This is a genomic window from Bradyrhizobium sp. CIAT3101 (genome assembly GCF_029714945.1).
Classification (GTDB): Bacteria; Pseudomonadota; Alphaproteobacteria; order Rhizobiales; family Xanthobacteraceae; genus Bradyrhizobium.
The window spans coordinates 5385664-5410631 of record NZ_CP121634.1; the positions used below are offsets into that span (position 1 = coordinate 5385664).

Consider the following 24968-nt stretch of genomic DNA (forward strand, 5'->3'; position numbering starts at 1 on the left):
CGCAACGGCATGCCGCCGGTTTAGAACCATCCTAACTGCGATCAATCCGAAACATCGACGATGCGGCCAGCCGCGCGCAACGCCACGCGCGCATGGTTGGCCGCTCACGCGGTCCGCGAGCACTGCCCAACTTTTGCACTTTGTCGGTTCGCATCGGGAAAATGCAGCACTGCACACCGCTTCGCCACCCGGTTGCCTACGGGGTGCAAAGCTTTCCAATTGTTTAGGATTCCCATCCGATAGTGCTGTTTACACTGGAACTTGGCGTGTATTATACAACAGCGCCGGGAACTTGTTGCTGGCGCTGAAGTCGTTCCTTTGGGCATACAAGCCGATACAAATAGATATGAAAAAGTCACGGCCGATCCTGTGGATTGTCATCATCGCAGCTGTGGCCGGTGGCGGCTATTACGGCTGGCAGCGTTACTCGGCGGCTGAGGCCGGGAAAGCCCAGACCGCGCAGAAGGGCCCGCCGCGCGCGCCCGCCGTCCCCGTCAGCGTTGCGCCGGTCCAGAAGGCGGACTTCCCGGTCTACCTGACCGGCCTCGGCACGGTGCAGGGCTTCAACACCGTACAAGTCCGGACCCGGGTGGACGGCCAGATCGACAAGATCGCCTTCACCGAAGGTCAAATGGTCAACCAAGGCGATCTCCTGGTCGAGATCGATCCGCGCCCGTTCCAGGCCGCCCTCGATCAGGCCAAGGCCAAAAAATCGCAGGACGAGGCCAATCTCGCCAACGCCAATCTCGATCTGCAGCGCTACACCAAGCTCGGTGAATTCGCGACGCGGCAACAGACCGATACGCAACGCTCCACCGTTGCCCAGCTCACCGCCCAGATCGCCGCCGACGAAGCCGCGATCGCCAACGCCCAGACCCAGCTCGACTACACCCAGGTCAAGTCGCCGATCACCGGCGTCGCCGGCCTGCGCCAGGTCGACCTCGGCAACATCGTCAACGCCTCGAGCCAGACCGGCGTCGTCACCATCGCCCAGGTTGAGCCGATCACGGTGATCTTCACCGCGCCGGAAGACCAGCTGCCTTATATCAGCGAGGGCCAGAAGTCCGGCGAGCTCAAGGTGATCGCGTTCACCACCGACGGCAAGAAGACGCTGGCCGAGGGCAAGCTCGCCGTCATCAACAACCAGGTTGATACGACCAGCGGGACTATTCGGCTCAAGGCGGTGTTCGACAACAAGGAACACACGCTGTGGCCGGGGCAATCGGTGTCGACACGCCTGTTGGTGCGGACCCTGAAGGATGCGACCATCGTCCCCGATGACGCGGTGCTGCATTCGACCAACGGCCTCTACGCTTATACCGTCGGCCAGGACAACAAGGCCGAGGCACGCAAGATCAAGGTGAACTACTCCATCGACGGAAGTTCGGTCGTCGAGGAAGGTTTGAGCCCCGGTCAGCAAGTCATCACCGGCGGTCAGTATAAGGTGCAGCCCGGCAGCCTCGTTTCGACGGCCGTGGCGAGTTCGGATCCGGTTCAGAAAAGCAAGGTTCAGCAGGAATGACCGAAGGCGGGATTTCGGCACCTTTCATCCGTTATCCCATCGGCACATCGTTGCTGATGGCCGGCATTCTTTTTGTCGGTCTCGTCGCCTATCCGCTGCTGCCGGTCGCACCGCTGCCGCAGGTGGACTTTCCGACCATCCAGATCACGGCCAATCTGCCGGGCGGCAGCCCGGAGACGATGGCCTCGTCGGTCGCGCAGCCGCTGGAGCGCCAGTTCGCCCAGATTCCCGGCATCGCGCAGATGACCTCGACGAGCTATCTGGGCACGGCGTCGATCACCATCCAGTTCGACCTCAACCGCAGCATCGACGGCGCCGCCAACGACGTGCAGGGCGCCATCAACGCCGCCAGCGGCCAGTTGCCGAAGAACCTGCCCTCGCCGCCGACCTACCGCAAGGTGAACCCGGCGGACTCGCCGATCCTGCTGCTGTCGGCGACGTCGGACACGCTGCCGCTGACCACCGTCAGCGATTCGATTGACGCCCAGCTCGCCCAGCAGATCAGCCAGATCTCCGGCGTGGCGCAGGTGTTCATCGGCGGCCAGCAGAAGCCTTCGGTTCGCGTCCAGATCGATCCGGCGAAACTCGTGGCCAAGGGCCTGTCGCTCGAGGATGTGCGTAGCGCAATCGGCATCACCACTGTCGACAGCCCCAAGGGCAATATCGACGGTGAGAAGCGCGCCTACACGATCTACGCCAACGACCAATTGTTGCAGTCCAAGGACTGGAACGACGTCATTATCGCCTATCGCAACGGCGGTCCCCTGCGAATCAAGGACATCGGTCAGGCGGTGACCGGTCCTGAAGACGCCAAGCAGGCGGCCTGGGCCAACGGCAAACGCGGCGTGTTCCTGGTCGTGTTCAAGCAGCCGGGCGCCAACGTCATCGAGACCGTCGACCGGATCAAGGCGACCCTGCCCCGCCTCGTCGCGGCGATCCCGCCCGCGGTCAAGATCGAGGTCATCAGCGACCGCACCACCACCATCCGCGCCGCGGTCGAGGACGTGCAGTTCACGCTGCTCCTGACCATTGCGCTTGTGGTCATGGTCATCTTCGTCTTCCTGCGCAGCTTCTGGGCCACGGTGATTCCGACCATCACGGTTCCACTGGCGCTGTTAGGCGCCTGTGCGCTGATGTGGGTGTTCGGCTATTCGCTCGACAATCTGTCGCTGATGGCCCTCACCATCGCGGTCGGCTTCGTCGTCGACGACGCCATCGTGATGCTCGAGAACATCACGCGCTACATCGAGGAAGGCGAGAAGCCGCTCGCCGCCGCCTTCAGGGGTTCCAAGGAAATCGGCTTCACCATCGTGTCGATCTCGATCTCGCTGGTCGCGGTGCTGATCCCGCTGCTGCTGATGGGCGGCATCATCGGACGCCTGTTCCGCGAGTTCGCGGTCGTGCTGGCGATGACGATCTTCGTCTCGATGTTCGTGTCGCTGACCCTGACCCCGATGATGGCCTCGCGCTTCCTGCGTTCCCACAGCGAGGTCACCCACGGCAAGTTCTACCAGTGGAGCGAGAACGCGTTCGACGCTCTGCTGCGCGGGTATGAATACGTGCTCGACCACGCCATGGCCTGGCGGCGCACCACGCTCGTCATCTTCTTCGCCACGCTCGGTCTGTCGGTCTATCTCTTCATCCTGATCCCGAAGGGCTTCTTCCCGCAACAGGACGTCGGCCTGATCACCGCGACCTCGGAAGCCTCCCAGGACATCTCCTTCGCCGAAATGCAGCGCCGTCAGGTCGAGCTCGGCAAGATCGTGATGGAGGATCACGATATCGCATCGGTGGCAATGAACATCGGCGGCAGCGGCCGCGCCGGCAATAACGGCAACATGTTCATCACGCTGAAGCCGCGCAACGAGCGCGACGCATCCGCGCAACAGATCATCGCGCGGCTGCGTCCCAAGCTCGAGAAGGTGTCCGGCGCCCGCCTTTATATGCAGGCCGCCCAGGATGTCCGCCTCGGTGGCCGTCCGACACGTACGCAGTTCGAGTTCACCCTGCAGGACGCCGATCTCGGCGAGCTCAATTCGTGGGCGCCGAAGATTCTCGCCAAGATGCAGACGCTGCCGGAGTTGCGCGACGTCGCGACCGACCAGCAGACCCAGGGCACCACGGTCCAGCTCAAGATCAACCGCGACACCGCCTCGCGCTACGGCATCCAGCCGCAGCTGATCGACGACACGCTGTATGATGCGTTCGGCCAGCGCCAGGTCGCGCAGTACTTCACGCAGCTCAACAGCTATCACGTGATCCTGGAAATCCTGCCGGAGATGCAGGGCAATCTGGATTCGCTGAACAAGCTCTATCTGAAATCGCCGCTGACCGGCGACCAGGTGCCGCTGTCGACCTTTGCGACCTGGACCACCGATCCGGTCCGGTCGCTCTCGATCAGCCATCAGGGCCAGTTCCCGGCGATCACGATCAGCTTCAACCTCGCGCAGGGCGTTGCGCTCGGCCAGGCTACCGAAGCCGTCCAGAAGGCGATGGCCGACATGGGCGCGCCGGCAACGCTGAATTCGAGCTTCCAGGGCACGGCGCAGGCGTTCCAGCAATCGCTCGGCACCGTTCCGCTCCTGATCCTCGCGGCGCTGGTCGTGGTCTATCTGATCCTCGGCATCCTCTACGAGAGCTACATCCACCCGATCACGATTCTGTCGACCCTGCCCTCGGCCGGCGTCGGTGCGCTCGCGATCCTGATGGCGGCCGGCTTCGAGTTCAGCCTCATTGCCTTGATCGGCGTCATCCTGCTGATCGGCATCGTGAAGAAGAACGGCATCATGATGGTCGACTTCGCCATCGCCGCCGAACGCGACGGCAAGACGCCGGAGCAATCGATCCGCCAGGCCGCGCTGCTGCGCTTCCGCCCGATCATGATGACCACGATGGCAGCGCTGCTCGGCGGCGTGCCGCTGATGCTCGGCCACGGCACCGGCGCCGAGATCCGCCAGCCGCTCGGCTACGCCATGGTCGGCGGCCTGATCGTCAGCCAGGCGCTGACGCTGTTCACCACCCCGGTCGTCTATCTCTATCTCGACAAGTTCTCGAACCTGTTCAAGAGCCACTCGGCCGAGGACGACGGGCACGAGGCGACCGGGCACGGCACCGTCAAGGAAGCCGCCGAGTAAGCTTGCGCCGCGGCTTCCGCGACGCTACAGCGAGGCCCTCGGTTCACGCCAACGCGGTCTCGCCATGCCCATGCAATCCAGACTTGTCGCTCTCGCCGCCGCTGCCCTGTTGTCCACGGGTGCCGCGTATGCCCAGCAGGGCGCCAAGAAGAACGCAGCGTCCCCAACCCCGGCCGCGCAGGCGGCGCCCTCGCCCGCACCGACCCAGCCGCAGGCCGCTGAAGGCGCTCCGGCGCAGCCCGGCTGGATCGCACGCTGCACCAGCGCGAGCCGCGACGCGCCGCTCGAATGCGCGATCGAGCAGAACGCGGTCCTGACCAAGACCGGCCAGACCATCGTCCTGATCAACATCCGCATCGCGCCCGATACCCGCACGCCGGTCGCCCTGCTCCAGCTGCCGCTCGGCCTCAACCTGCCGATCGGCGCCAAGCTTCAGGTCGACGAGGGCAAGACGGTCGATCTCCAGATCCAGACCTGCGAGAACCGCGGCTGCTACGCCTCGACGCCGATCGCGCCCGACCTGCTTGCGAGCCTGAAGTCGGGCAAGCAATTGAAGGTCTCCTTCCAGAACATGGCGAAGGAAACGATCGCGATCCCGATGCCGCTGAACGACTTTGCGGCCGCTTACGACAAGATCAAGTAGGTCCGCCGACGTCGGTGGCTTGCACCGGGCGGCTTCCCGAGCCGCCCGTGCTGGATTACGCTGGTGCCGCAGCCGGATGTCCCGGCAACGGCGGTGGAGCATGACGCGAGAAAAGTCGGGCCTCGATCGGCTTGCTCTCTTGATCACCATCATTGGGGTGATCGGCGCCGCCACATGCGCACAGGCCCAATTGCAGTCGCCGCCGACGCCAACGGCCGAGCCGACCGTCCATGATGCGAGGGTGCGGCCACGCAACGACCAGACCGACGGCAATTTCTCGCAGACGCCCAATGCCGGCAAATCGTCGTCCACCTCCGATGTGAAGCGCATTCGCACGACGCGCGAACGCAACATGGACGCCCCTTTCGCGATTGGACCGCTGCAGCCGCCCCCAACCAAGCCGTAGCGACCCGTCTGCGGCGTCGCGCTTACTGCCGCGCCATCTGCGCATTGCCGACGGCCTCGCCGTCGAGCGTCTGGTCGTTGTGCATGGTGACGGTGACGCGCAGCAGCTTTCCCTCAAACTCGAACGGCGCCTCGTAGTGCGACACCGGGCTGCCGCGGTCGCGGCCGATGTCGAGGCCCGACCACGAGATCAGCGTATGGAATCCGAGCTGGGTCTGCAGCGAGCCGGCCTTCTCGCCATCGATCAACAGCGTGTAGTCGGTGACACCGGTGCGCGAGCCCTTGGCGGGCGGCTCCGTGCGGACGAGACGCTCGACATGAACGCCCAGCCGACGCGCACCGGAGCGAACCTGGCGGTCGGAGCGCACGATCTGATGGCTGCCGCCGATGTTGAGGTCGTGCACGAGATGGCCGTCCTTGACATAAAGGCTGTAGCCCGACGTCGCATCGCCATGCGAGATCAGCACGCCATCAGAGCCCACGTCGCCGATCTCGACATGCGCCTCGATCGTGTAGCTGCGGCTGCGCACATCGGGCGCGACGTCGGTCGGCACGTGGCCCATGCCGTGGTGGAAGACGAAGTGGTGGCGCGCGCCGTGGAAGCGCGCGGCGTTCTCGGCAAAGCGCGGCCCGAAACGGTCGTCGAGCGGCAGCACATTATGCTTCTCGGCCTCGCCCCACCATGTCGCGATCATCTGCGCCAGCCGCTCAGGCTCTTTCGTCGCAAGATCGTCGGTCTCGGAGAAATCGCGGTCGAGATGGAACAGCTCCCATTTGTCTTTCTCGAACGGCGTGCCGGGCGGATGGTAGGCGACCGCCTTCCAGCCGCCTTGCCAGAGCCCGCGATGGCCGAACATCTCGAAATATTGCGGCGAGCTTTTTGAAGGCGCGGACGCATCCGTGATCGAGCGCGCAAAGCTCTCGCCTTCGAGCGGCATCTGCGGGCAGCCGGCGATCTCGGATGGCGCGCCGATCCCGATCAACTCGAGCAGCGTCGGCGTCAGGTCGCAGGCGTGCACGAACTGGTGCCGCAGCTCGCCTCTGGCTGCAATCCGTTTCGGCCAGTTGATGACGAAGGGATCGCGGATGCCGCCGCCATGGGTGTTCTGCTTGTAGCGGCGCAGCGGCGTGTTGGAGGCCATGGCCCAGCCATGCGGGAAATTGCTGTGGGTGTCGAGTCCGCCGATCTCGTCGATGCGGGCGAGCTTCTCGGGAATCGGCTCCGGCTTGAAATTGAACGGCCCCATCGCGTTGACGAAACCGAGCGGGCCGCCCTCCTGGCTCGCGCCGTTGTCGGACATCACGATGATGACCGTGTTGTCGCGAATGTCAGCCGTCTCCAGGAACGAAACAAGGCGCGCGAGATGCCGGTCGGAATGGTCAAGCATGCCGGCGAAGGCCGCCTGTAGCCGCGTGAACACACGACGCTCGTCGATGGAGTGATCCTCCCAGGCCTTCACGCCGTCATTGCGATCAGGCATCCGCGTCTCCTGCGGCACCAGTCCCATCGCCTTCTGGCGCGCCAGCCGCCGCTCGCGCTCGACATCCCAGCCGTGAACGAATTCGGGATCGTAGCTGCGGATGATGTCGGCCGGCGCCTGATGCGGCGCATGACAGGCGCCGAGTGCGACCCAGGTCAGCCAGGGGATATCGGGCCGGTCGGCATGGTGATCGCCGATGAAGCGGATCGCCTGGTCGATCAGGTCCTCGGTCAGATGATAGCCGTCGGCGTAGGTGCCGGGAGGATCGATGTGCGTGTTGTCGGAGACGAGCTCGGGCGCATATTGGTCGGTCTCGGCGTCGAGAAAGCCGTAGAAGCGGTCGAAGCCGCGCCCCAGCGGCCAGCCGTCGAATGGGCCGGTCGCCCCGCTCTCGGTCAGCGGCGTGACGTGCCATTTTCCGACCATGTAATTGCGATAGCCGTGCACGCGCAGCATTTCGGCAAGCGTCCCCGCCTCGCGCGCGATCTTGCCGCGATAGCCGGGATAACCGGAGTCGAAATTGGCGAGGCACCCGACGCCGACCGAATGATGATTGCGCCCGGTGAGCAGCGCGGCGCGCGTCGTCGAGCACATCGCGGTGGTGTGGAAGCCCGAGTAGCGCAGCCCCTCCGCAGCGAGCCGATCGATGGTCGGCGTCTTGATGCTCGAGCCGTAGCAGCCGAAGTCGGAGAAGCCGACATCGTCGAACAGCACGACGAGAATGTTCGGCGCGCCCGCGGGCGGCTTCACGGCCTCCGGCCACCAGGGTTTCGACTCCGCAACCGTCTTGCCGACGGTGCCGCGAAACGGCGCGCCACTGCCTGCGCTCATCTGTTGCTCCCTGTCCCGGCCATCGCGGTTGACCCGCAGCTCGTCTCAATCTAAATTATAATCAGAATTATGATTATGATCTGGGGCGGATGCAAGCACGAACGCGACCATTTTCCGAGGCGCCTGGCTCCCGCGATTTCGACCTGCCGGGCGTCGCCCCGTCACGCCAGAGACGCAGCCGCGAGACGACGCTGGCGCTGCTGCGGGCCGGCGCCGATATGCTGCGGACGCGAAGCCTGGCCGAGCTCTCGATCGAGGCGCTCTGCACTGAAGTCGACGCCACGGTCGGCGCCTTCTACAGCCGCTTCGAGAGCAAGGAGGCCTATTTCAACGCGCTGATGGCGCTCGCCGCACGCGACGGCGAGCAGCGGCTCGGCGAAATCAGGCGGCCGTCGCCCGAGACCAATCTCGACAAGCTCTGCCATATCGTCGTCAGCGGCATCATCGGCTGGATGCGCCACCACGAGGGCGTGCTGCGTGCAGCGCTGCAGCATGACGACACTCGTCCGGACAAATGGACGCCATTCAAGGCACTGGCCAAGGCCACCACCGCGCGTGCCACCCCTCTCCTGCTGCCGGCCATGGGCAAGGGCCGCGCGGCCGCCAAGACCCGCGCCATCGCGTTCGGCTTCCAGGTGGTGCTGGGCACGCTGGTGAACGCGATCCTCAACGATCCCGGACCGCTGTCGCTTCGGTCAAAAGAGATCGAGACGCGGCTTGCAGGCTGCCTGTTGCTGCTGCTGCAGGCAGAGATCGATCAGTCCACGCCCAAATAAGCCTTCTGCACCTGCGGGTCCTCGGCCAATGCCGCGGCGGTACCGGACAGCACGCTCTTGCCGACCTGGAGGACGGTGGCGAAGTCGGAGACTTCCAGTGCGAGCTCGATCGATTGCTCGGCGAGCAGGATGGTCAGGCCTTCGCGATGCAGGCGACCAAACGTTTCGTACATGGACTCGACCACCGCCGGCGCAAGGCCAAGCGATGGCTCGTCCAGCATCAACAGCTTCGGGTCGCTCATCAGCGCCCGGCCGACCGCCAGCATCTGCCGCTCGCCGCCGGACATGGTGCCGGCACGCTGGTTGCGGCGTTCCTTCAGCCGCGGGAAGATCTCGTAGACGCGTTCAAGCAGTTCGGCCTGGCGCGATCTGTCGTGCAGCGGAGTCGCGCCGAGCATGAGGTTGTTCTCGACGCTCTGCTGCACGAACAGCCGCCAGCCCTCCGGCGACAGCGCCAGCCCCTTGCGCACGATCGCGAAGGCCCTCTCGCCGGCGATGTCCTCGCCGCGAAAGCTGATCGTGCCGGAATGCACGGGGATGAGGCCGGCGATCGCGTTCAGTGTCGTGGTCTTGCCGCCGCCATTGGAGCCGAGTAGCGCGACGACGCTGCCCTCAGGCACCTCCAGAGAGACGTCGGAGACGCCGATGAGGTCGCCATAGCGCACCTCGAGGTGCTCGATCCTGAGCAACGGTCCGCTCATAGGTCCGGCCCGCCCAACAGCTCGACCGGCGTGTGGCCGGCGGCCGCCTTCGCCGCGCGTTTGCCGAGATAGGCCTCGATCACGGCCGGGTTCGAGGTGACCTCGCGCGGCGAGCCGCGGGCAATCTCCTTGCCCTGGTGAAACACCATCACCCGGCTCGCGAGCGACATGATCACTTCCATGATGTGCTCGACGATGACGAGCGTGATGCCGGACCGATGGATGTCGCGGACGAGATCGATCGCAAGCTTCACCTCATGGGCGTTGAGGCCGGCCATGGCCTCATCGAGCAGCAACACCTTTGGCTCGGTCGCAAGAGCGCGGGCGATCTCCAGCCGCTTGCGGCCCGGCGTGCCGAGCGAGCGCGCCGGTGCATCCGCAAGCCGGCTCATGCCCACGCGCTCCAGCACGGCACGCGCCTTGGTCTCGGCTTCCTTGCGCTGCGCGGTGCGCAGGAATGCACCGATCATGACGTTTTCCAGCACCGTCATGCCTTCAAAGGTCTGCGGCACCTGGAAGGTGCGGGCAAGCCCGAGCCCGGCACGCAACTCCGGCGTGGCGTCGGTGATATCGCGCCCCTCGAACAGGACGCGGCCGGAAGTGGTCTTGAGATCGCCGGTCAGGCAATTGAAGAAGGTGGACTTGCCTGCGCCGTTCGGGCCGATCAGGCCGAGAATGTCGCCCTGCTCCAAGGTGACGGAGGCGTCGTCCACCGCCTTGAAGCTGCCGAACGCTTTGGTGATTCCGCGTGCTTCAAGGAGCATGGCTTGCTCCCGTGTCGGATGTTGGCTTCCTGCGCCGCGTGAACAGGCTGAGCAGGCCACCGGGCTGGAAGCGCGCGATCAGCACGATGATCGCGCCATAGACCACGAAGGTGAGGCCCGCCCCCTTGCCGCCAAGCCAGCTATTGGAAATCTCCTCCAGCGGCACCAGGATCGCCGCGCCCACCAATGGCCCGAACAGCAGCCCTGCCCCGCCGAGTGCTGCCATGATCAGGATTTTCACCGAGATCAGGATGCCGAGGCCTGACTCGGGATCGACAAAGCCGAACATCATCGCATAGAGCGCGCCGGCGACGCTGGTGAATGCCGCACTCAGCATGTAGGCGTAAAGCTTGGTGCGGCTGGCGGGTGCACCGAGCGAGCGCGCGGCGCGTTCGGAATCCTTGATCGCACGCAGGTAAAATCCCATCCGGCTGTTGGTCATCCACCAGGTGATGAACAGCGTGATCGCGAGGATGACGAGGAAGAGATAGTAGTACGGCAGCGACGACAGGAACGAGAGATCGAAGATGTTGCGCGGCACGGTCGGGCCCGAGAGGCCGACCGCCGCTCCCAGCCAATCGGTGTTGGTGACGATCAACCGCATGGTCTCGGCGACGGCGATTGTCGCCATGCTGAAGTAATGGCCCGACAGCCGTAGCGTCGGCACGCCGACGATCGCGGCAAGCGCGACCGCAATGACAATGCCGCCCGGAATTCCAAGCAACGGCGACAATCCGAACTTGGCGTAGGACCCCATCGCGGCATAGGCCCCGCAGCCGAAGAACACGACATGGCCGACCGAGACCTGGCCGGCATAGCCGCCGACGATATTCCAGGCCGACGCCGCGATCGCGTAGAGCAGCACCAGCGCGCCAAGGCGCTGCTGGAACGGCGAGGACAACAGCAGCGGATAGCTGATCGCAGCCGCGACGACGACCGAGAGCCAGATCAGGCGCCGCATCACATCTTCCCCATCAGGCCCTGTGGCCGGAACCAGAGGAAGAACAGGAACAGGACATAGACGACAATGTCCTTGTACACCGCGCCGATCAGATAGCCCGACAGTGACTCGATCACGCCGATCAACAGGCCCGCAACCAGCGCGCCGGGCACGCTGCCGAAGCCGCCAAGCGAGACCGTGACGAAGGCAACGATGCTGAGCGTCTCGCCGACTGTCGGTACGATGTAGAAGAAGTTCGCGATCAGCGCGCCGGCAAGGCCGGTGGCACCGGCCGCGATCGCCCAGGCGATCGCCTGCATGGTGTCGGGCCTGATCCCCATCAGCTGCGCCGCGGTCTGGTCCTCCGCCACCGCCAGCATCTTCGAGCCGAGCGAGGTGCGGGTCAGCAGCAGATGCAGACCGAGCGTCACCAGCAGCGCGACCACACCGGCCAGCAGCCGCGAGGCCTCGATGCGCAGACCCGCAAACGCATAGGTACCACCGACGATGTTCGGCGGCATCGACAGGAAGTTGGCGCCGAACCACCAGAACACGGAATAGCGCAGCAGCAGCGCGAGGCCGAAGGTGCCGAGGATCTGCGCCAGCATCGGCCCCTTCATGATGTCGCGGATCAGGGCGAAGTAGACGACGACGCCGACGGTTGCGAGCACCAGCGTTGCGAGCGGCGCACCCAGGATCGGTCCGCCGCCCATCAGGGTGTAGACGACATAGGCGACATACATGCCGAGCATGACGAAATCGCCATGCGCGAAATTGACGATGTTCATCATGCCCCATACCAGCGTGAGGCCTGACGAAAACAGGGCGTAGACGGCGCCGAGCAGCAGCCCGCCGACAATCACCTGCACGAGGACAAAGGACATGAGCCGCGTTGCTCTGATCAAATCAGTTTGGGACAGGCGGGGCTTTCGGCCCCGCCTTCAGCAATTTCACCAGCCCTTGTACGGCAGCACCGGCGGCTTCTCGGCATTGGCTTTAGGCCACACGGAGACGTAGTTCTCGCCGTCCTGAAGCTGGATGATGGCGCCGGACGCCAGGATGTTCTGGCCCTTGTCGTCGAACTTCACGCCCTTGTAGCCGATCATGAGCTGATCGGCCTTCAGCTCCGTCGCCTTCAACGCAGCCTGGACCTTTGCCGGATCGGTCGAGCCGGCGCGGTCGATGGCGTCGGCGAGCACGAAGAAGCCCTGCATCTGGCGAGCGACCGTGTCGTCCATCTCCTCGCCGCTCTTCTTCTTGTACATGTCAGCGATGACGGCCGACGCCGAGCCCTGCGGCCCAACGACCCAGGACGAGCGGTTGAAGACGCCCTGCGAGATCTTGCCGACCGCCTTGATGAAGGACGGGTCGGAATAGCCGGCGTCGTCGGCGAGCAGGATCGCCGGCTTGTAGTCGAGCGACTGCATGGTCTTGGCGAACAGGATCGCATCCGACGTGTAGCTGATCATGATGATCACGTCGGGCTTCTTGTCCTTGAGCTGGAGCACCTGGCCCTGTACGTCGGTGGCATTGACGGGATAGGCGACGTCGAGCGCGACCGGCTGCCCCTTCTCCTTGAAGGCGGCGCTGATCGTATTGGCGACCGAGGTGCCGTATTCGGTGTTGTCGTGGACCAGCGCGATCGCGTCGGTCTTGGCGCCGGTCGCCTTCAGGTCGGCGAGGAAATCAACGTAGATCTTGGCGAAATCCGTCGCGATCGGCGTAGTCCGGAAAAACCATTTGAAGCCGCGCTCGGTGAGATTGGCGGCTACCGATTCCGAATTGAGGAAGGGAACGCCGTATTTCTCGGCGATGGCGCTCGATGTCAGCGTCACGCCGGACTGATACGAGCCGAACACGGCCGCGACCTTGTCTTCCGTGATCAGGCGCAGCGCCTGGTTCTGTCCCGTCGCCGGGTTGCCCTGGTTGTCGGCGAAGACCGCCTCGATCTTGGCGCCGCCGAGGCCGGCAAGGCCGGCGTTCTTGGCCAGCGGCAGATTGCCGAGCTCGGGATGTGCGTTGTTGATGATGTCCATGGCGACTTCGATGGCCGCCTTGGCATGCGCGCCGATCGAGGCGGTGCCGCCGGACATCGGCATGATGACGCCGATCTTGACCACCTTGTCCTCGGCGCGCACGCCGGCCGCGAGCACAAGGGACATCGCGGCCGCGCAAAGCAGCCCCGTGACGTGCTTCAATGTCATGAAATCAGACCTCCCAAAGGGTTTCCCCAACCAAGGTTTTTTGGAAGCTGTGGCGGGCGCCCGCTTCCGTTTGATTATTCCTGGCGGCGAGAGGATGGCATGCCAGCGGAGTACCGGCAAGGTGAAACGGATTGCGACGATGTTGCACAAGGAAGCACCGATGACGCGGGCCCGGAAGGCGCGCGCTCTATCTGGCGTCGTCTATTGCACGCGAAACAACTGCTGCGGCGCGCCTGCTACCTAGGTGAGCCCGGCCTCCTTCAAGCTCGTCTTCAGATGGGCGATCCCCTTCCTGGCATAGGTCAGCGGGTGCGCCTTCTGCGGATCCTGCTCCGCCTCAACGACAACCCAACCGGAATAGCCTAGCAGCTCGCGGAAGACCGAGGGATAATCGATCATGCCGTCGCCGGGGACTGTGTAGACGCCGAGATCGCCGCCCCGCCCCAGCACCGCATCGAGAAAACTCCAATCCTCGCGGCGCGCCTGCTCCATCACCGCCCGGCGCACGTCCTTGGCGTGGACATGGCTGATGCGGGCGCGATAGCGCCGGGCCAGCGCGGCCGGGTCGGCGCCGCCCCACGTGGCGTGACCGGTGTCGAGCAGGAGATGAGCAGCATCACCAGTCGCCGCCATGAAGGCGTCGATATCATCGGCGCTTTCCACGATGGTGCCGATGTGATGATGGTAGACCAGCCTGACGCCCTCGGCGAGCGTACGCTCCGCGACATCCGTCATGCGGCGGCCGAACTCCGCCCAGTCGCCCGCCTTCATGACCGGACGCTGCGATAGCGGCTTGCTGCGATCGCCATGGATCGCATTCGAGGTCTCGGCGAAGACCAACACGGTCGATCCCATCGCCTTCAGCAGATCGAGGTGCGGACGCAGGTGCCGCATCTCCTCATCGGCATCGCGCCGCAAAAGTTCGGCCGAATACCAGCCGGATATGCAGGCCATGCCGAACGGCGCGAGCGCGGCCTTTAGCGCTCCCGGCTCGCGCGGAAATTTGTGGCCCAGCTCCATGCCCTCGAAGCCCGCCTCGCGCGCTTCGGCGAGGCAGGTCTCGAGCGACGTCTCGCCGCCGATCTCCTGCAGATCGTCGTTCGACCAGCCGATGGGGTTGGCGCCGATACGGATAGGCATGTCGTCCTCGCTTGATCAGTATTTGCGGCGCACGAGCGCCTCGACATAGTTGCGCCTTGCGGCTTCGACCTCGGTGCGTCCCGAAACCTCCGGCACCGCCACGTCCCACCAATGGCCGCCGGCATCGGTCGAGGGCATCGGGTCGGTATCGATCACGATGATGCTGGTCCGATCATGGCGGCGCGCCTCGTCGAAGGCCGCTTCCAACTCACCAATGCTCGCGACCTTGCGCGCGTTCGCCCCCATCGCGGCGGCGTGGGCTGCGAAATCGATCGCGGGCAGCGTCTCGTGACGGGCGTCGCGCAGGAGGTTGTTGAAGGGGGCACCGCCGGTCGCGTTCTGGAGCCGGTTGATGCAGCCGAAGCCGCGGTTGTCGAGCACGACGATGATGAGCTTGACACCGAGCATCACCGACGTCGCGATCTCGGAGTTCATCATCAGATAAGAGCCGTCGCCGACCATCACGATGACGTCGCGCGCGGGATCGGCGAGCTTGACGCCAAGACCGCCGGCGATCTCGTAGCCCATGCAGGAATAGCCGTATTCCATGTGGTAGCCGCCGGGCGCGCTCGCCTGCCAGAGCTTGTGCAGCTCGCCAGGCAAGCCACCGGCCGCGCAAAGCACGACATCGCTGGGCCGGCTCCGACGCTGAACGGCACCGATGACCTGCGCATCGCTCGGCAAGGCTTCGTTGCCGGCAGCTAGGTAGCGCGCTGCCGTTTCGAGCCAAGCCGTGCGGCCGCTTTTGGCCTGGCCGGTCCAACCGGCAGGCGCCGCCCAGCCCTGAAGTGCGGCGCCAAGCTCCGCCAGGCCGACCTTGGCATCGGCGACGAGTGGCTGCGCACGGTGTTTGCCGGCATCAAAGGGCTGCGTATTGAGACCGACAATCCGGCAGGCCGGATCGGCGAAGAGCGAGCGCGAGCCTGTGGTGAAATCCTGCAAGCGCGTGCCGATCGCAAGGACGAGATCGGCCTGCCGCGCCGCATCGTTGGCCGCGCCCGTGCCGGTCACGCCGATCGCGCCGAGATTGAGCGGATGGTCGTGAGGCAGCGCGCTCTTGCCGGCCTGCGTTTCCGCCACCGGGATGCCGTGCGCTGTGCAGAAGGCTGCGAGTTCGCCTTCCGCCTCGCTGTAGAGAACGCCACCGCCGGCGACGACGAGCGGGCGTTTCGCGGCTTTGAGCAGCGCTGCGGCCTGCGCCATTTGCGTCTCGTCGGCCCGCGCCCGGCGGGGATGCCAGACGCGTTCGGCGAAGAACCAGTCGGGATAGTCGAAGGCTTCCGTCTGCACGTCCTGGCAGAGCGCGAGCGTCACGGGCCCACATTCGGCAGGATCCGTCAGGACCTGCATCGCACGCTCGAAGGCGGGCATGATCTGCTCGGGCCGGGTGATGCGGTCGAAATAGCGCGAGACCGGCCGGAAGCAGTCATTGGCGGAGACAGTCCCGTCACCAAAATCCTCGATCTGCTGCAGCACGGGATCGGGGCGACGGCCGGCGAAGACATCGCCCGGCAGCAGCAGCACCGGCAGGCGATTGACGTGAGCGACCGCTGCGGCCGTCACCATGTTGGTCGCGCCTGGCCCGATCGAGCTCGTGACCGCCATCATGCGCCGGCGGCGTGACGCCTTGGCGAACGCGATCGCGGCATGCGCCATCGCCTGCTCGTTGTGCGCACGCAAGGTCGGCAGACGGTCGCGCGCGGCATACAGCGCCTCGCCGAGGCCAGCGACATTGCCATGCCCGAAGATCGCCCAGACGCCGGCGAAGAGCGGCTGATCCTGCCCGTCGATCACCGTTCGCTGCGCAGCCATCGCGGCGACGAGCGCCTGCGCCATGGTCAGCCCGATCGTCGCCATTACTCGCTCCCACTCAACCGCGCCACCCGGCTTGGGCAAGCTGGCGGAAATTGTTCCATCATCGCGCCGACCGCGCCTTCGTCGTCGTCCGATCTGACACGATGCCGTGACGCGGTTGACGACATCGAGAAGCGCACGCTCCGACCTTGACTAGGCGGCGCAGAGAATGGAATGCTTAATCCAATAGTCAAGCAAGACAAACAAAATATGCCACCTGAGGGAGCGCTTCCGTCTTAGACGGACATGATGATGACAATGCGGTTTGGACTTCTTGGCGCCGGCAGGATCGGGCGCATTCACGGCCTTAATGTCGCCGCGCGCGGCGATGCAAAGCTCGTCGCGGTGGCCGACGCCTCGCGCGAGGCCGCGTCCTCGCTGGCGCAGGCTGCAGGCGCGAAAGCGGCCGACACCGACGCGATCCTGAGCGATTCCGGCATCGACGCTATCCTGATCTGCACGCCGACCGACACGCATGCCGACCTCATCGAGGCCGCCGTCTCGGCCGGCAAGGCTGTGTTCTGCGAGAAGCCGGTCGACCTCGATTCGGGACGCATTCGCCGCTGTCTCGCCACGGTCGAGAAGACAGGCAAGCCGCTGATGATCGGCTTCAATCGCCGCTTCGATCCGAACTTCGCGGCTTTGGAGAAACGGCTGCGCCAGGGCGAGGCCGGAGAGATCGAGATCGTCAACATCATTTCGCGCGATCCCGGACCGCCGCCGGTCGAGTATGTGAAACGCTCGGGCGGTCTCTTCCGCGACATGATGATCCATGATTTCGACATGGCGCGCTTCCTGCTGGCGGAGGAGCCGGTCGAGGTCTTCGCGCTCGGCTCGGCGCTGGTGGACAAGGCCATCGGTGAGGCCGGCGACGTCGATACCGCCGCGGTGCTGATGAAGACGGCGAGCGGACGCATCGCGCAGATCTCGAATTCGCGCCGCGCCACTTACGGCTACGACCAGCGCGTGGAGGTGCATGGCTCGAAGGGAATGCTGAGGGCCGGCAACATCCACGAGACAACCGTCGAGATCGCCACCGGCGCAGGCTTCCGCGCCGATCCGGTGCAGAACTTCTTCCTCGAACGCTATGCCGCCGCGTATCGCGTCGAACTCGCGGCCTTCATCGAAGCTTGCGCCGGCAAGGCAGCGCCCTCTCCGACCGGTCTCGACGGACTGCGCGCCCAGATGCTGGCTGACGCAGCGACCGAATCGGCCCGGACTGGTCGCCCTGTCGCCATCGAGGCCGTCTGACCATGACCCCCGCCGAGCTCATGCTGCGGCGCTACGCGGCGCAGGGCCTCGTCGCCGAGGCGGGACGCATGGCGCTCGACTATTTCGGCCGCAAGGAAAGCCTCGGCGTCACGATGAAGGGGGCGCAGGATTGGCTCACCGTCGCCGACGGCGCCGTCGAGGATTTTTTGCGCGCACGGCTCAGAGAGCTTTTCCCTGGCGACACCGTGATCGGCGAGGAAGGCGGCGGCGAGGCCAGCGATGCGGTCTGGATCCTCGATCCGATCGACGGCACCTCGAACTTTGCGCGCGGCGACCGCAACTGGTGCATCTCCATGGGCTTCCTGCTGAACCGCGAGCCGACGATCGGCATCGTCGCGGCACCGGCGCTGGACGAGCTCTATGTCGCGCAACGTGGCCAGGGTGCGACGCTCAACGGGCAGCCGATCGCCGTCTCAGGCGCCGATGACATCCGCCGCGCTTATGTCGAACTGGGTTGGTCCGCCCGCATACCCTCGCAGCGCTATCTCGACATGATCGGCCGCGGTTATTCCGCCGGCTGCTCGATCAAGCGCGGGAGTTCAGGCACGCTGGGTCTCTGTCATGTCGCGAACGGGCGCACCGACGCCTATGCCGAGCTGCACATCAACGCCTGGGACGTCGCCGCCGGCATTGTGATCGTCGGCGAGGCCGGTGGCTGGGTCAACGACTTCTTCGCCGGAGACGGCATCAGCAAGGGCAATCCGATCCTGGGCTGTACGCCGGCGTTGGCGTCGCAGCTCAGCGACATCACGGGGATTTCCTAGCCGGCGCAAAGTCTATTGCGTCGCTGAATCCCGCTCATCACATGCCCGCAGCAGCGTCGTGAAGCCGCCATAGATCATGCGCTTGCCGTCGAACGGCATGTCGGAGCCCTTCAGCCGCGGATCGGCCATCACCTTGGCGTTGACGGCATCGCGGCTCGCGCGATCGCGGTAGACGATCCACGAGAACACCACGACCTCATCCTCCGTCGCCATCACCGCGCGCGGAAAGGATGTGAGCTCGCCATAAGGCACGTCATCGCCGATGCATTCGACATAGTCGAGCGCGCCGTGCTCCATCCACACCTCGCAAGCCGTGCGGGCCAGCGCCGTGTAGGCCTCGATCTTGTCCTTGCGCACCGCCAGCACGAAACCATCGACATAGGGCATCTCGGATCTCCTTGGGTTGTATGTCCCGAGGACGATCGGACGGACGCCGATCCGACTGGCGACGGCAACGGCCGGATGAGGCAAACCGTCGCGAGCCAGGCACGGCAGACGGCCGGGTCAGAGGCAATTCAGGCCTGTGGGAGGCGCCTTGAATGGCTGGGGAACCTGGATTCGAACCAAGACAAACAGAGTCAGAGTCTGTTGTGCTACCGTTACACCATTCCCCAACGGAATAGTCGAACAAATTCAATATCTTACTGATCTGTCCGACTGTGGCCGGAAGCGCGGTCTGCGCAAATCACGGCTCAGGCGTGCAGCCTTCTACCTGCTCGTCCCCGGACTGGCAAGCGCTGCGGTGGATGGATCGCCCCCTACTCCATCTTGATATTCGCGGCCTCGATCACCTTCTTCCACCGCTCGGTCTCGGAGGCGATGTAAGCGGCGAACGGCTCGGAATCGACGGCGACTGCGGTGGCGCCGAGCTCGGCCATCTTCTGCACCGTCTCAGGCTGCTGCATGTAGGCGCGGATCTCGGCCGAGAGCTTTTCGATGATCGGCTTCGGCGTGCTGGCCGGAACGAAGAAGCCGTGCCAGGCGACCGCCTCGAAGCCGGGGAGGAATTCGGCCACGGCGGGCACCTCCGGATCGAAGGCGGCGCGCTTCGGCGTTGCGGTTGCCAGCATCGCGAGCTGGCCGGTCTTCACCTGCGGCAGCAGCAGCGGCACGTTGTCGAAGGCGAGATCGATCTGGCCGCTCAACAGGTCCGTCAGCATCTGGCTCGAGCCCTTGTAGGGCACGTGCACCATCTTGGTGCCGGTCATCTGCTGAAACAATTCGCCTGCGAGATGCTGCGAGGTGCCGACGCCGGCCGAGCCGAACGAGACCTTGTCCGGGTTCGCCTTCAGATAGGCGATCAGCTCGGGCACGGTCCGCGCCTTGATCTTGTTGGGATTGACGACGAGCACGTTGGGCACGACGCTGATCTGGGCGACCGGCGCGAGATCCCTGTCCGGCTGGTAGCTGAGCTTCGGCCCGTACAGCGACGGATTGATCGCGAGCGCCGAGGTGCTGGCAAGACCGATCGTGATGCCATCGGGGGCCGACTTCGCCAGCCGCGTCACGCCGAGGATCGAGCCGGCGCCGCCGACATTCTCGACCACGAACGGCTTGCCGAGCTTCATCTGCAGATGGTTCGACACCATGCGCGCAAAGATGTCCGCGGTGCCGCCGGCGGCGAACGGCACGATCACCGTCACCTGCTTGGACGGATAACCATCCTGCGCACTCGCCGGCGACATCGCCAGCAGGATTGCCGAGGCAAGACCAAGCCACATCGATCTCATCGAAGTTTCCTCTACTTTTTTGAATGTTATTGATTGAGCGCCGCGCACGGCGGAGATGGCTAGAACGCGACCTCGTACATGTTGAGGATCGCATCCCGTCCCAAATCGCGCGGATTGTTGTCGAGCAGGCGGCGAATGGCGTGCGCCTCGTCGGCCATCAAGCCGAGATCGTCCTTTGGCACACCGAGCGCCGACAGCCGCATCTCCACACCGAGGTTCTTGCAGAAGGCGTAGGTCGCATCGAATGCGAGCCTCGGATCGTTCTGCTCCGGCAGACCGAGCGCTCCGAGCACCGCGACCGTCTTCGCCTCCACCGCCGGCATGTTGAACGCCAGCGTGTGCGGGAAGATCATCGCGCAGGCGAGACCGTGCGCGATGTGATGACGCGTGCCGAGCGGATAGGCCACGGCGTGGCCGGCAGTGGTGTTCACCGGCCCCAGGCAATAGCCGCCATAGAGCGAAGCCAGCGACAGACCGGCACGGGCCTCGCGATCGCCGCCATCGGCCACCGCGCGCTTGAGATAACGCCCGACCAGCCGCGCGCCTTCGAGCGCATAGAGGTCGATCGTCGGGTGCGCCTTGCGGCTGGTATAGGCCTCCACGCAATGCGCCAGCGCATCGACGCCGGTGGCAGCCGTGATCTCCTTCGGCACGGTCATCGTCAGATCGGGATCGACGATGGCGATATCGGCCAGCATGAAACGGCTCTGCACCGCCTGCTTGTTCTGGCTGACGGGATCGGTGACCAGCGCGCGGGTGCCGGCCTCGCTGCCGGTACCGGACGTGGTCGGGATCTGCATCAGCGCGACGCTGCGGCCGGCGACCTTCTCCGGCCCGACGATGTCGGCAAAGGGCACCTCAGACGTGCACATCACCGCGACCAGCTTGGCGAGATCCATCGCGCTGCCGCCGCCGAAGCCGACGACGAGATCGGGCTTGGCTTCTTTCGCCATCGCGACCGCCTTCTCGAGATTGGGCAGGTCCGGCTCCGGCTTGACCTCGCCGAACACTTTGACGGCGCCCGGCAGCGCCAGCGTGTCGACGCGGCGCGCGTTGAAGGGATCGGAGATCACCAGCGGCCGCCTGGCACCGATGCGCTCGGCGAAGCGCGCTGCAGCGGTGATGGTGCCGTTGCCAAACTCCAGGATGGTGGGGCGAAGGATTTCGATGGGCGTGAAGGCGTTGGTCATCGTGGGCTCGATCTCAGGACTTGGATGCGGTGCTGCCTGCGGACAGCCGCTCGGCATAATCGATGGCCTCGATCAGGCTGTGCTCGTTCGCGATACCCTTGCCGGCGATGTCGAAGGCGGTGCCGTGGTCGACGGAGGTGCGGATGATCGGCAGACCCAGCGTGATGTTGACGCCGGAGAGTTCCTGCCAGCGGCCCGTCGCGGGATCGACCTGGAAGCCGAGCAGCTTGACCGGAATGTGCCCCTGATCGTGATACATCGCGACCGCCGCATCGTACTGGCCGGCGCGCAGCTTGACGAAGATGGTGTCGCCGGGCACGGGACCGACGACGTCGAGACCGTCGGCGACCGCCTTCGCGATCGTCGGCGCCGAGACGTCGATATCCTGACGGCCGAACAGGCCACCCTCGCCGGCATGCGGATTGAGCGCGGCGATCGCGATCTTGGGCTTGGCAATGCCGAGCCGCAGCAGTGCATCGTTGGTGAGATCAATCACCATGCGCAGCCGCTCCGGCGTCAGACGTTTTGGCACGTCTTCCAGCGCGACATGGGTCGAGACGTGGCTGACACGCATGTTGCCGTGAGCGAGCAGCATCACCGAGCCGCGCACGCCGGTGAGATGCGCCAGCATCTCGGTATGGCCGGGGAAATGATAGCCGGCCTTGTTGAGGGCTTCCTTGTTCAGCGGCGCGGTTACGATGGCTCCGGTTCGGCCTGCCTGGGTCAGGCGCACGCCCTGCTCGATCGCCTTATAGGCAAAGCGGCCGCCATCGGCGCTGAGCACGCCTGGCTTGATCGGGTCGCCCTCGGCGTCGGCCTGCAAATAGCAGAGGTTCGGCCAGTCACGATCATCCGCGGTCACTTGCGGGATCGCAACGTCGCTGCCGAGCGCGGCCTTCGCACCGTCCAGCGCCGCGCCGCTGCCGATGATCAGCAGGCGCAGATCGCCGCGCGCGATCCGCTCCTTCAATCCCACACAGGCCTTGACGATAATCTCCGGTCCGATCCCGGCGGGATCGCCCATGGTGATGGCAAGATGACGAGAGGTCATGTCGGACTCCCCTGATTGAGCAAATGATTGTCCCGGAGCAGATCGCGCCAGAGATCGCGCGCGCCAAAGGCTCCGGATTTCGAGACGACATCGACGCCGGCCCAGCGGCCGCCTTGCAGCGTCGAGCGCGGCAAGCCCGGCACGATCCGCCCTGTCACCTGCAGCGCGTGCGCGCCGAGGGCAAGGCATACGGCCTTCAGCGTCTCTCCGCCAGCAACGATCAGGGTTCCCGGCGGATCGAGCGCCGTGATCAACGCCGTCAGCTCGCGCGCGATCCGTTGCGCGGCGTCGGCGCGCGACAGTCCTTCGGCCAGCGAGAATTTCACCAGCGCCACGCCGGCATCGGCCAGCTTGCGTTGAACGATAGCACTGCCCTCACCTTCGCCAAGCGCAACAGTGGCGTCGCCACATGCATCCAGCTGGGAGGCGGTGGCGGCCTGGTCCGAGCCGAACAGGCCCAGCACCGGGCGCTTCAATTTCGAAAGTGCATCTGCGCGTTGGCCACGCGCGAGGGCACCGGCCAGCCCGCCACTTCCGCACCACAGCACCGGCCCGGGCATTCGCCGCGCCATCTCGACGACGCGATCGAGATCGACGTCGCTCTCGGCGTCGAAGACCTGAACGCCGCCTTGCGCCAGCGTGTCGGCGTTGCCGCGCTGCGCCGCGATGCCATCCTGTCTCAGCTGATCCAGTAGATTGTCGCCGACGCGATGCCAGTCGCCATCCACGGTGCGCGCATATTGCTGGGCACCGACGGTGCGGCGTCCCTGATAGTCGAAGGCAGGCGCCACCACGCAGGACGTCCAGTGGCCGGTGCCGAGGCAGGCACCGAGCTCGGCTGCCCATGCGCCACGCAGCAGGCTGTCCACTTTCTTGTAGGCGATCGTGCTGCCCTGAAGCAGCGGTGCCAGCCGGCCGACGATCGCGACGCTTTCGGCTTTCGAACGTTCCCTCGTGCCGCTGTCGATGGCGAGGCTCGGGGAACCCGACGCCGTATCCTTCCAGATGACATCGAACGGTCCGCACAGGCCAACGAACTCCGCCGCGGTGTCGAGCGCGCCGGTCAAATCGTCGGCAAGCAGGCGGACGCTGGTCATCGTCATGCCGCTCCCGCGCCAAAGATCTTGCCGGGATTCATCAAGCCCTGCGGATCGAGCAATTGCTTGATGCCGCGCATCAGCTCGATGTCCAGGGGATCGGCGACGCGAGCAAGCCGGCCGCGATTGGTGATGCCGATGCCGTGCTCGGCGCTGATGGCCCCGCCCTGCGCCGCAGTCTCGTCATCGACGATCTCGTTGATCTCAGCCACCAGCGCCGCGGTCGCGGCCGGATCCTGGCAACGCGCACGGTCGATCAGCGCGATGACGTGGATGTTGCCGTCGCCGATATGGCCATGCATCACGACGTTCGCATGCGGCACGGCCGCCTTGATCCGGGCCTCGACATTGGCGACGAAGGCCGCCTGGCGCTCCAGCGGAACCACGCTGTCGTGCGACACCACATAGCCGCTGCGCTTGTTGCCTTCCGACACGCTGTGCCTGACGGCCCAGATCGCCTTCGCCTGCGCGAGGTTCGAGGCCAGGATCGCGTCTTCCGCGAGCCCTGCTTCCATCGCATCGGCAAGCACCGCCGCAAGAGGCTCGTTGAGGTCGACGCCCGCGAGCGTGTCAGTCAGCTCGACGATCAGATACCATGGTGTCGCCAGCGCGAAGGGAATGGTGACGTGCGGTACGGTCGCGGCGATCGCCTCGATCTGGGACCGCGACATGATCTCGAGGCTGCCGAGCCGGTCGCCGACGGCCCCGCGCAGGCGCGCCATGATCTCGAGCGCCTGCTCGACGCCTTGCAGTTTCAACAGCGCCAGCGCCGAGCTGCGCGGCGGCGCGAACAGTTTCAGCACGGCCGCGGTGACGATGCCGAGCGTGCCTTCCGCGCCGATGAAGAGCTGCTTGAGCGCATAGCCGGTGTTGTCCTTGCGCAGCGCTCGCAGGCCGTTGAAGACGCGCCCGTCGGGCAGCACGACCTCCAGGCCGAGCACGAGATCGCGCGTCGGCCCGTAGCGCAGCACGGCGGTGCCGCCGGCATTGGTCGAGATGTTGCCGCCGATCTGGCAGGAGCCCTCGGCACCCAGGCTCAAGGGAAAATAGCGATCGACGTCGCGGGCCGCACTCTGCACCTCGGCGAGGATGCAGCCGGCCTCCACCGTGATGGTGTTGGCGAGCGGGCTGACATCGCGCACGGTGCGCATGCGATCCAGCCGGATCACGACGTTGCCGGCAGCATCATCCGGCGTCGCAGCCCCGCACATCCCGGTGTTGCCGCCTTGCGGCACGATCGCGAGCTGCTTCTCGGCGCAATATCTGACCACGGACGCGACCTCGGCGGTCGACCCGGGCTTCACCACCGCAACCGCGCGGCCGCGATAACGCCCGCGCCAGTCCACCACATAGGGCTCCTGGTCAGACCCGGACGCAATGACGTGCTTGTCGCCGACGATGGCGGCGAGCCCGGTCAGCGCGTCCTGGAAAGAGTCGGACATCGGATCGCCTCGCCGTCCGCGTCCGCC

At 65.4% G+C, this 24968-nt stretch carries 21 protein-coding genes and 1 tRNA gene; 7 read left to right on the forward strand and 15 right to left on the reverse strand.

The window, feature by feature from the left end:
* The first annotated feature begins 346 nt into the window (after nucleotides 1–346).
* The 4 genes from QA645_RS25635 (at nucleotide 347) to QA645_RS25650 (ending at nucleotide 5705) form a co-directional block, all read left to right on the forward strand.
* On the forward strand, nucleotides 347–1522 hold the full coding sequence (locus tag QA645_RS25635; RefSeq protein WP_283044373.1) for an efflux RND transporter periplasmic adaptor subunit: 1176 nt from the start codon (nucleotides 347–349) through the stop codon (nucleotides 1520–1522).
* Nucleotides 1519–4656 (forward strand): efflux RND transporter permease subunit, encoded by a 3138-nt coding sequence (locus tag QA645_RS25640; RefSeq protein ID WP_254130816.1) that lies wholly within the window; start codon nucleotides 1519–1521, stop codon nucleotides 4654–4656. The genes QA645_RS25635 and QA645_RS25640 overlap by 4 nt, the downstream gene beginning before the upstream one ends.
* A 64-nt stretch (nucleotides 4657–4720) precedes the next feature.
* Nucleotides 4721–5299, forward strand: a complete 579-nt coding sequence (locus QA645_RS25645) for an invasion associated locus B family protein (protein ID WP_283044374.1) — start codon at nucleotides 4721–4723, stop codon at nucleotides 5297–5299.
* Nucleotides 5300–5399: 100 nt separating this feature from the next.
* On the forward strand, nucleotides 5400–5705 hold the full coding sequence (locus QA645_RS25650) for a hypothetical protein (protein ID WP_283044375.1): 306 nt from the start codon (nucleotides 5400–5402) through the stop codon (nucleotides 5703–5705).
* Nucleotides 5706–5727: 22 nt separating this feature from the next.
* Here QA645_RS25650 and QA645_RS25655 read toward each other — a convergent pair whose 3' ends face one another.
* Nucleotides 5728–8016 carry an arylsulfatase gene (locus QA645_RS25655; protein WP_283044376.1) on the reverse strand — a complete coding sequence of 763 codons (2289 nt, stop codon included), beginning with the start codon at nucleotides 8014–8016 and terminating at the stop codon, nucleotides 5728–5730.
* A gap of 89 nt (nucleotides 8017–8105) precedes the next feature.
* Between QA645_RS25655 and QA645_RS25660 the strand changes: the two genes are divergently transcribed.
* Entirely contained in the window at nucleotides 8106–8792 is a 687-nt protein-coding gene (locus tag QA645_RS25660; protein ID WP_283044377.1) for a TetR/AcrR family transcriptional regulator, read from the forward strand.
* Here QA645_RS25660 and QA645_RS25665 read toward each other — a convergent pair.
* The 7 genes from QA645_RS25665 to iolD all read right to left on the reverse strand — a co-directional run bounded on the left by QA645_RS25665 (nucleotide 8774) and on the right by iolD (nucleotide 16398).
* Nucleotides 8774–9493 (reverse strand): ABC transporter ATP-binding protein, encoded by a 720-nt coding sequence (locus QA645_RS25665; RefSeq protein ID WP_283044378.1) that lies wholly within the window; start codon nucleotides 9491–9493, stop codon nucleotides 8774–8776. The two genes, QA645_RS25660 and QA645_RS25665, sit on opposite strands and share 19 nt — an antisense overlap.
* Complete coding sequence (locus QA645_RS25670) at nucleotides 9490–10257, reverse strand: ABC transporter ATP-binding protein (protein ID WP_283044379.1); 768 nt, start codon at nucleotides 10255–10257, stop codon at nucleotides 9490–9492. The genes QA645_RS25665 and QA645_RS25670 overlap by 4 nt, the downstream gene beginning before the upstream one ends.
* Nucleotides 10247–11218, reverse strand: a complete 972-nt coding sequence (locus QA645_RS25675) for a branched-chain amino acid ABC transporter permease (protein ID WP_283044380.1) — start codon at nucleotides 11216–11218, stop codon at nucleotides 10247–10249. The genes QA645_RS25670 and QA645_RS25675 overlap by 11 nt, the downstream gene beginning before the upstream one ends.
* Entirely contained in the window at nucleotides 11218–12081 is an 864-nt protein-coding gene (locus tag QA645_RS25680) for a branched-chain amino acid ABC transporter permease (protein WP_283044381.1), read from the reverse strand. The genes QA645_RS25675 and QA645_RS25680 overlap by 1 nt, the downstream gene beginning before the upstream one ends.
* A 66-nt stretch (nucleotides 12082–12147) precedes the next feature.
* Nucleotides 12148–13401 (reverse strand): ABC transporter substrate-binding protein, encoded by a 1254-nt coding sequence (locus QA645_RS25685; protein WP_283044382.1) that lies wholly within the window; start codon nucleotides 13399–13401, stop codon nucleotides 12148–12150.
* 240 nt (nucleotides 13402–13641) lie between these two features.
* Complete coding sequence (iolE, locus tag QA645_RS25690; RefSeq protein ID WP_283044383.1) at nucleotides 13642–14541, reverse strand: myo-inosose-2 dehydratase; 900 nt, start codon at nucleotides 14539–14541, stop codon at nucleotides 13642–13644.
* A gap of 15 nt (nucleotides 14542–14556) precedes the next feature.
* Nucleotides 14557–16398, reverse strand: a complete 1842-nt coding sequence (iolD, locus tag QA645_RS25695; RefSeq protein WP_283044384.1) for a 3D-(3,5/4)-trihydroxycyclohexane-1,2-dione acylhydrolase (decyclizing) — start codon at nucleotides 16396–16398, stop codon at nucleotides 14557–14559.
* 255 nt (nucleotides 16399–16653) lie between these two features.
* On the opposite strand from iolD, the gene iolG reads away from it, so the two are divergent.
* Nucleotides 16654–17646: an inositol 2-dehydrogenase gene (gene iolG, locus QA645_RS25700; protein ID WP_283044385.1), complete on the forward strand. Its 993-nt coding sequence runs from the start codon at nucleotides 16654–16656 to the stop codon at nucleotides 17644–17646.
* 2 nt (nucleotides 17647–17648) lie between these two features.
* Nucleotides 17649–18431, forward strand: coding sequence for an inositol monophosphatase family protein (locus QA645_RS25705; protein ID WP_254193227.1), 783 nt, complete (start codon nucleotides 17649–17651; stop codon nucleotides 18429–18431).
* A gap of 12 nt (nucleotides 18432–18443) precedes the next feature.
* On the opposite strand, the gene QA645_RS25710 is transcribed toward QA645_RS25705, so the two are convergent.
* The 7 genes from QA645_RS25710 to QA645_RS25740 form a co-directional block, all read right to left on the reverse strand.
* Nucleotides 18444–18818: a DUF1428 family protein gene (locus QA645_RS25710; RefSeq protein ID WP_283044386.1), complete on the reverse strand. Its 375-nt coding sequence runs from the start codon at nucleotides 18816–18818 to the stop codon at nucleotides 18444–18446.
* Nucleotides 18819–18971: 153 nt separating this feature from the next.
* Nucleotides 18972–19045, reverse strand: a tRNA-Gln gene (locus QA645_RS25715).
* 144 nt (nucleotides 19046–19189) lie between these two features.
* Nucleotides 19190–20161 (reverse strand): tripartite tricarboxylate transporter substrate binding protein, encoded by a 972-nt coding sequence (locus QA645_RS25720; RefSeq protein ID WP_283044387.1) that lies wholly within the window; start codon nucleotides 20159–20161, stop codon nucleotides 19190–19192.
* A 59-nt stretch (nucleotides 20162–20220) separates the two neighbouring features.
* Complete coding sequence (locus tag QA645_RS25725; RefSeq protein WP_283044388.1) at nucleotides 20221–21351, reverse strand: iron-containing alcohol dehydrogenase; 1131 nt, start codon at nucleotides 21349–21351, stop codon at nucleotides 20221–20223.
* Nucleotides 21352–21364: 13 nt separating this feature from the next.
* Complete coding sequence (gene pdxA, locus QA645_RS25730; protein WP_283044389.1) at nucleotides 21365–22402, reverse strand: 4-hydroxythreonine-4-phosphate dehydrogenase PdxA; 1038 nt, start codon at nucleotides 22400–22402, stop codon at nucleotides 21365–21367.
* Nucleotides 22399–23499 (reverse strand): four-carbon acid sugar kinase family protein, encoded by a 1101-nt coding sequence (locus tag QA645_RS25735; RefSeq protein WP_283053328.1) that lies wholly within the window; start codon nucleotides 23497–23499, stop codon nucleotides 22399–22401. The genes pdxA and QA645_RS25735 overlap by 4 nt, the downstream gene beginning before the upstream one ends.
* A 2-nt stretch (nucleotides 23500–23501) precedes the next feature.
* A complete protein-coding gene (locus tag QA645_RS25740) occupies nucleotides 23502–24941 on the reverse strand; it encodes an FAD-binding oxidoreductase (protein ID WP_283044390.1) in 1440 nt (479 codons plus the stop codon).
* Nucleotides 24942–24968 lie beyond the last annotated feature (27 nt).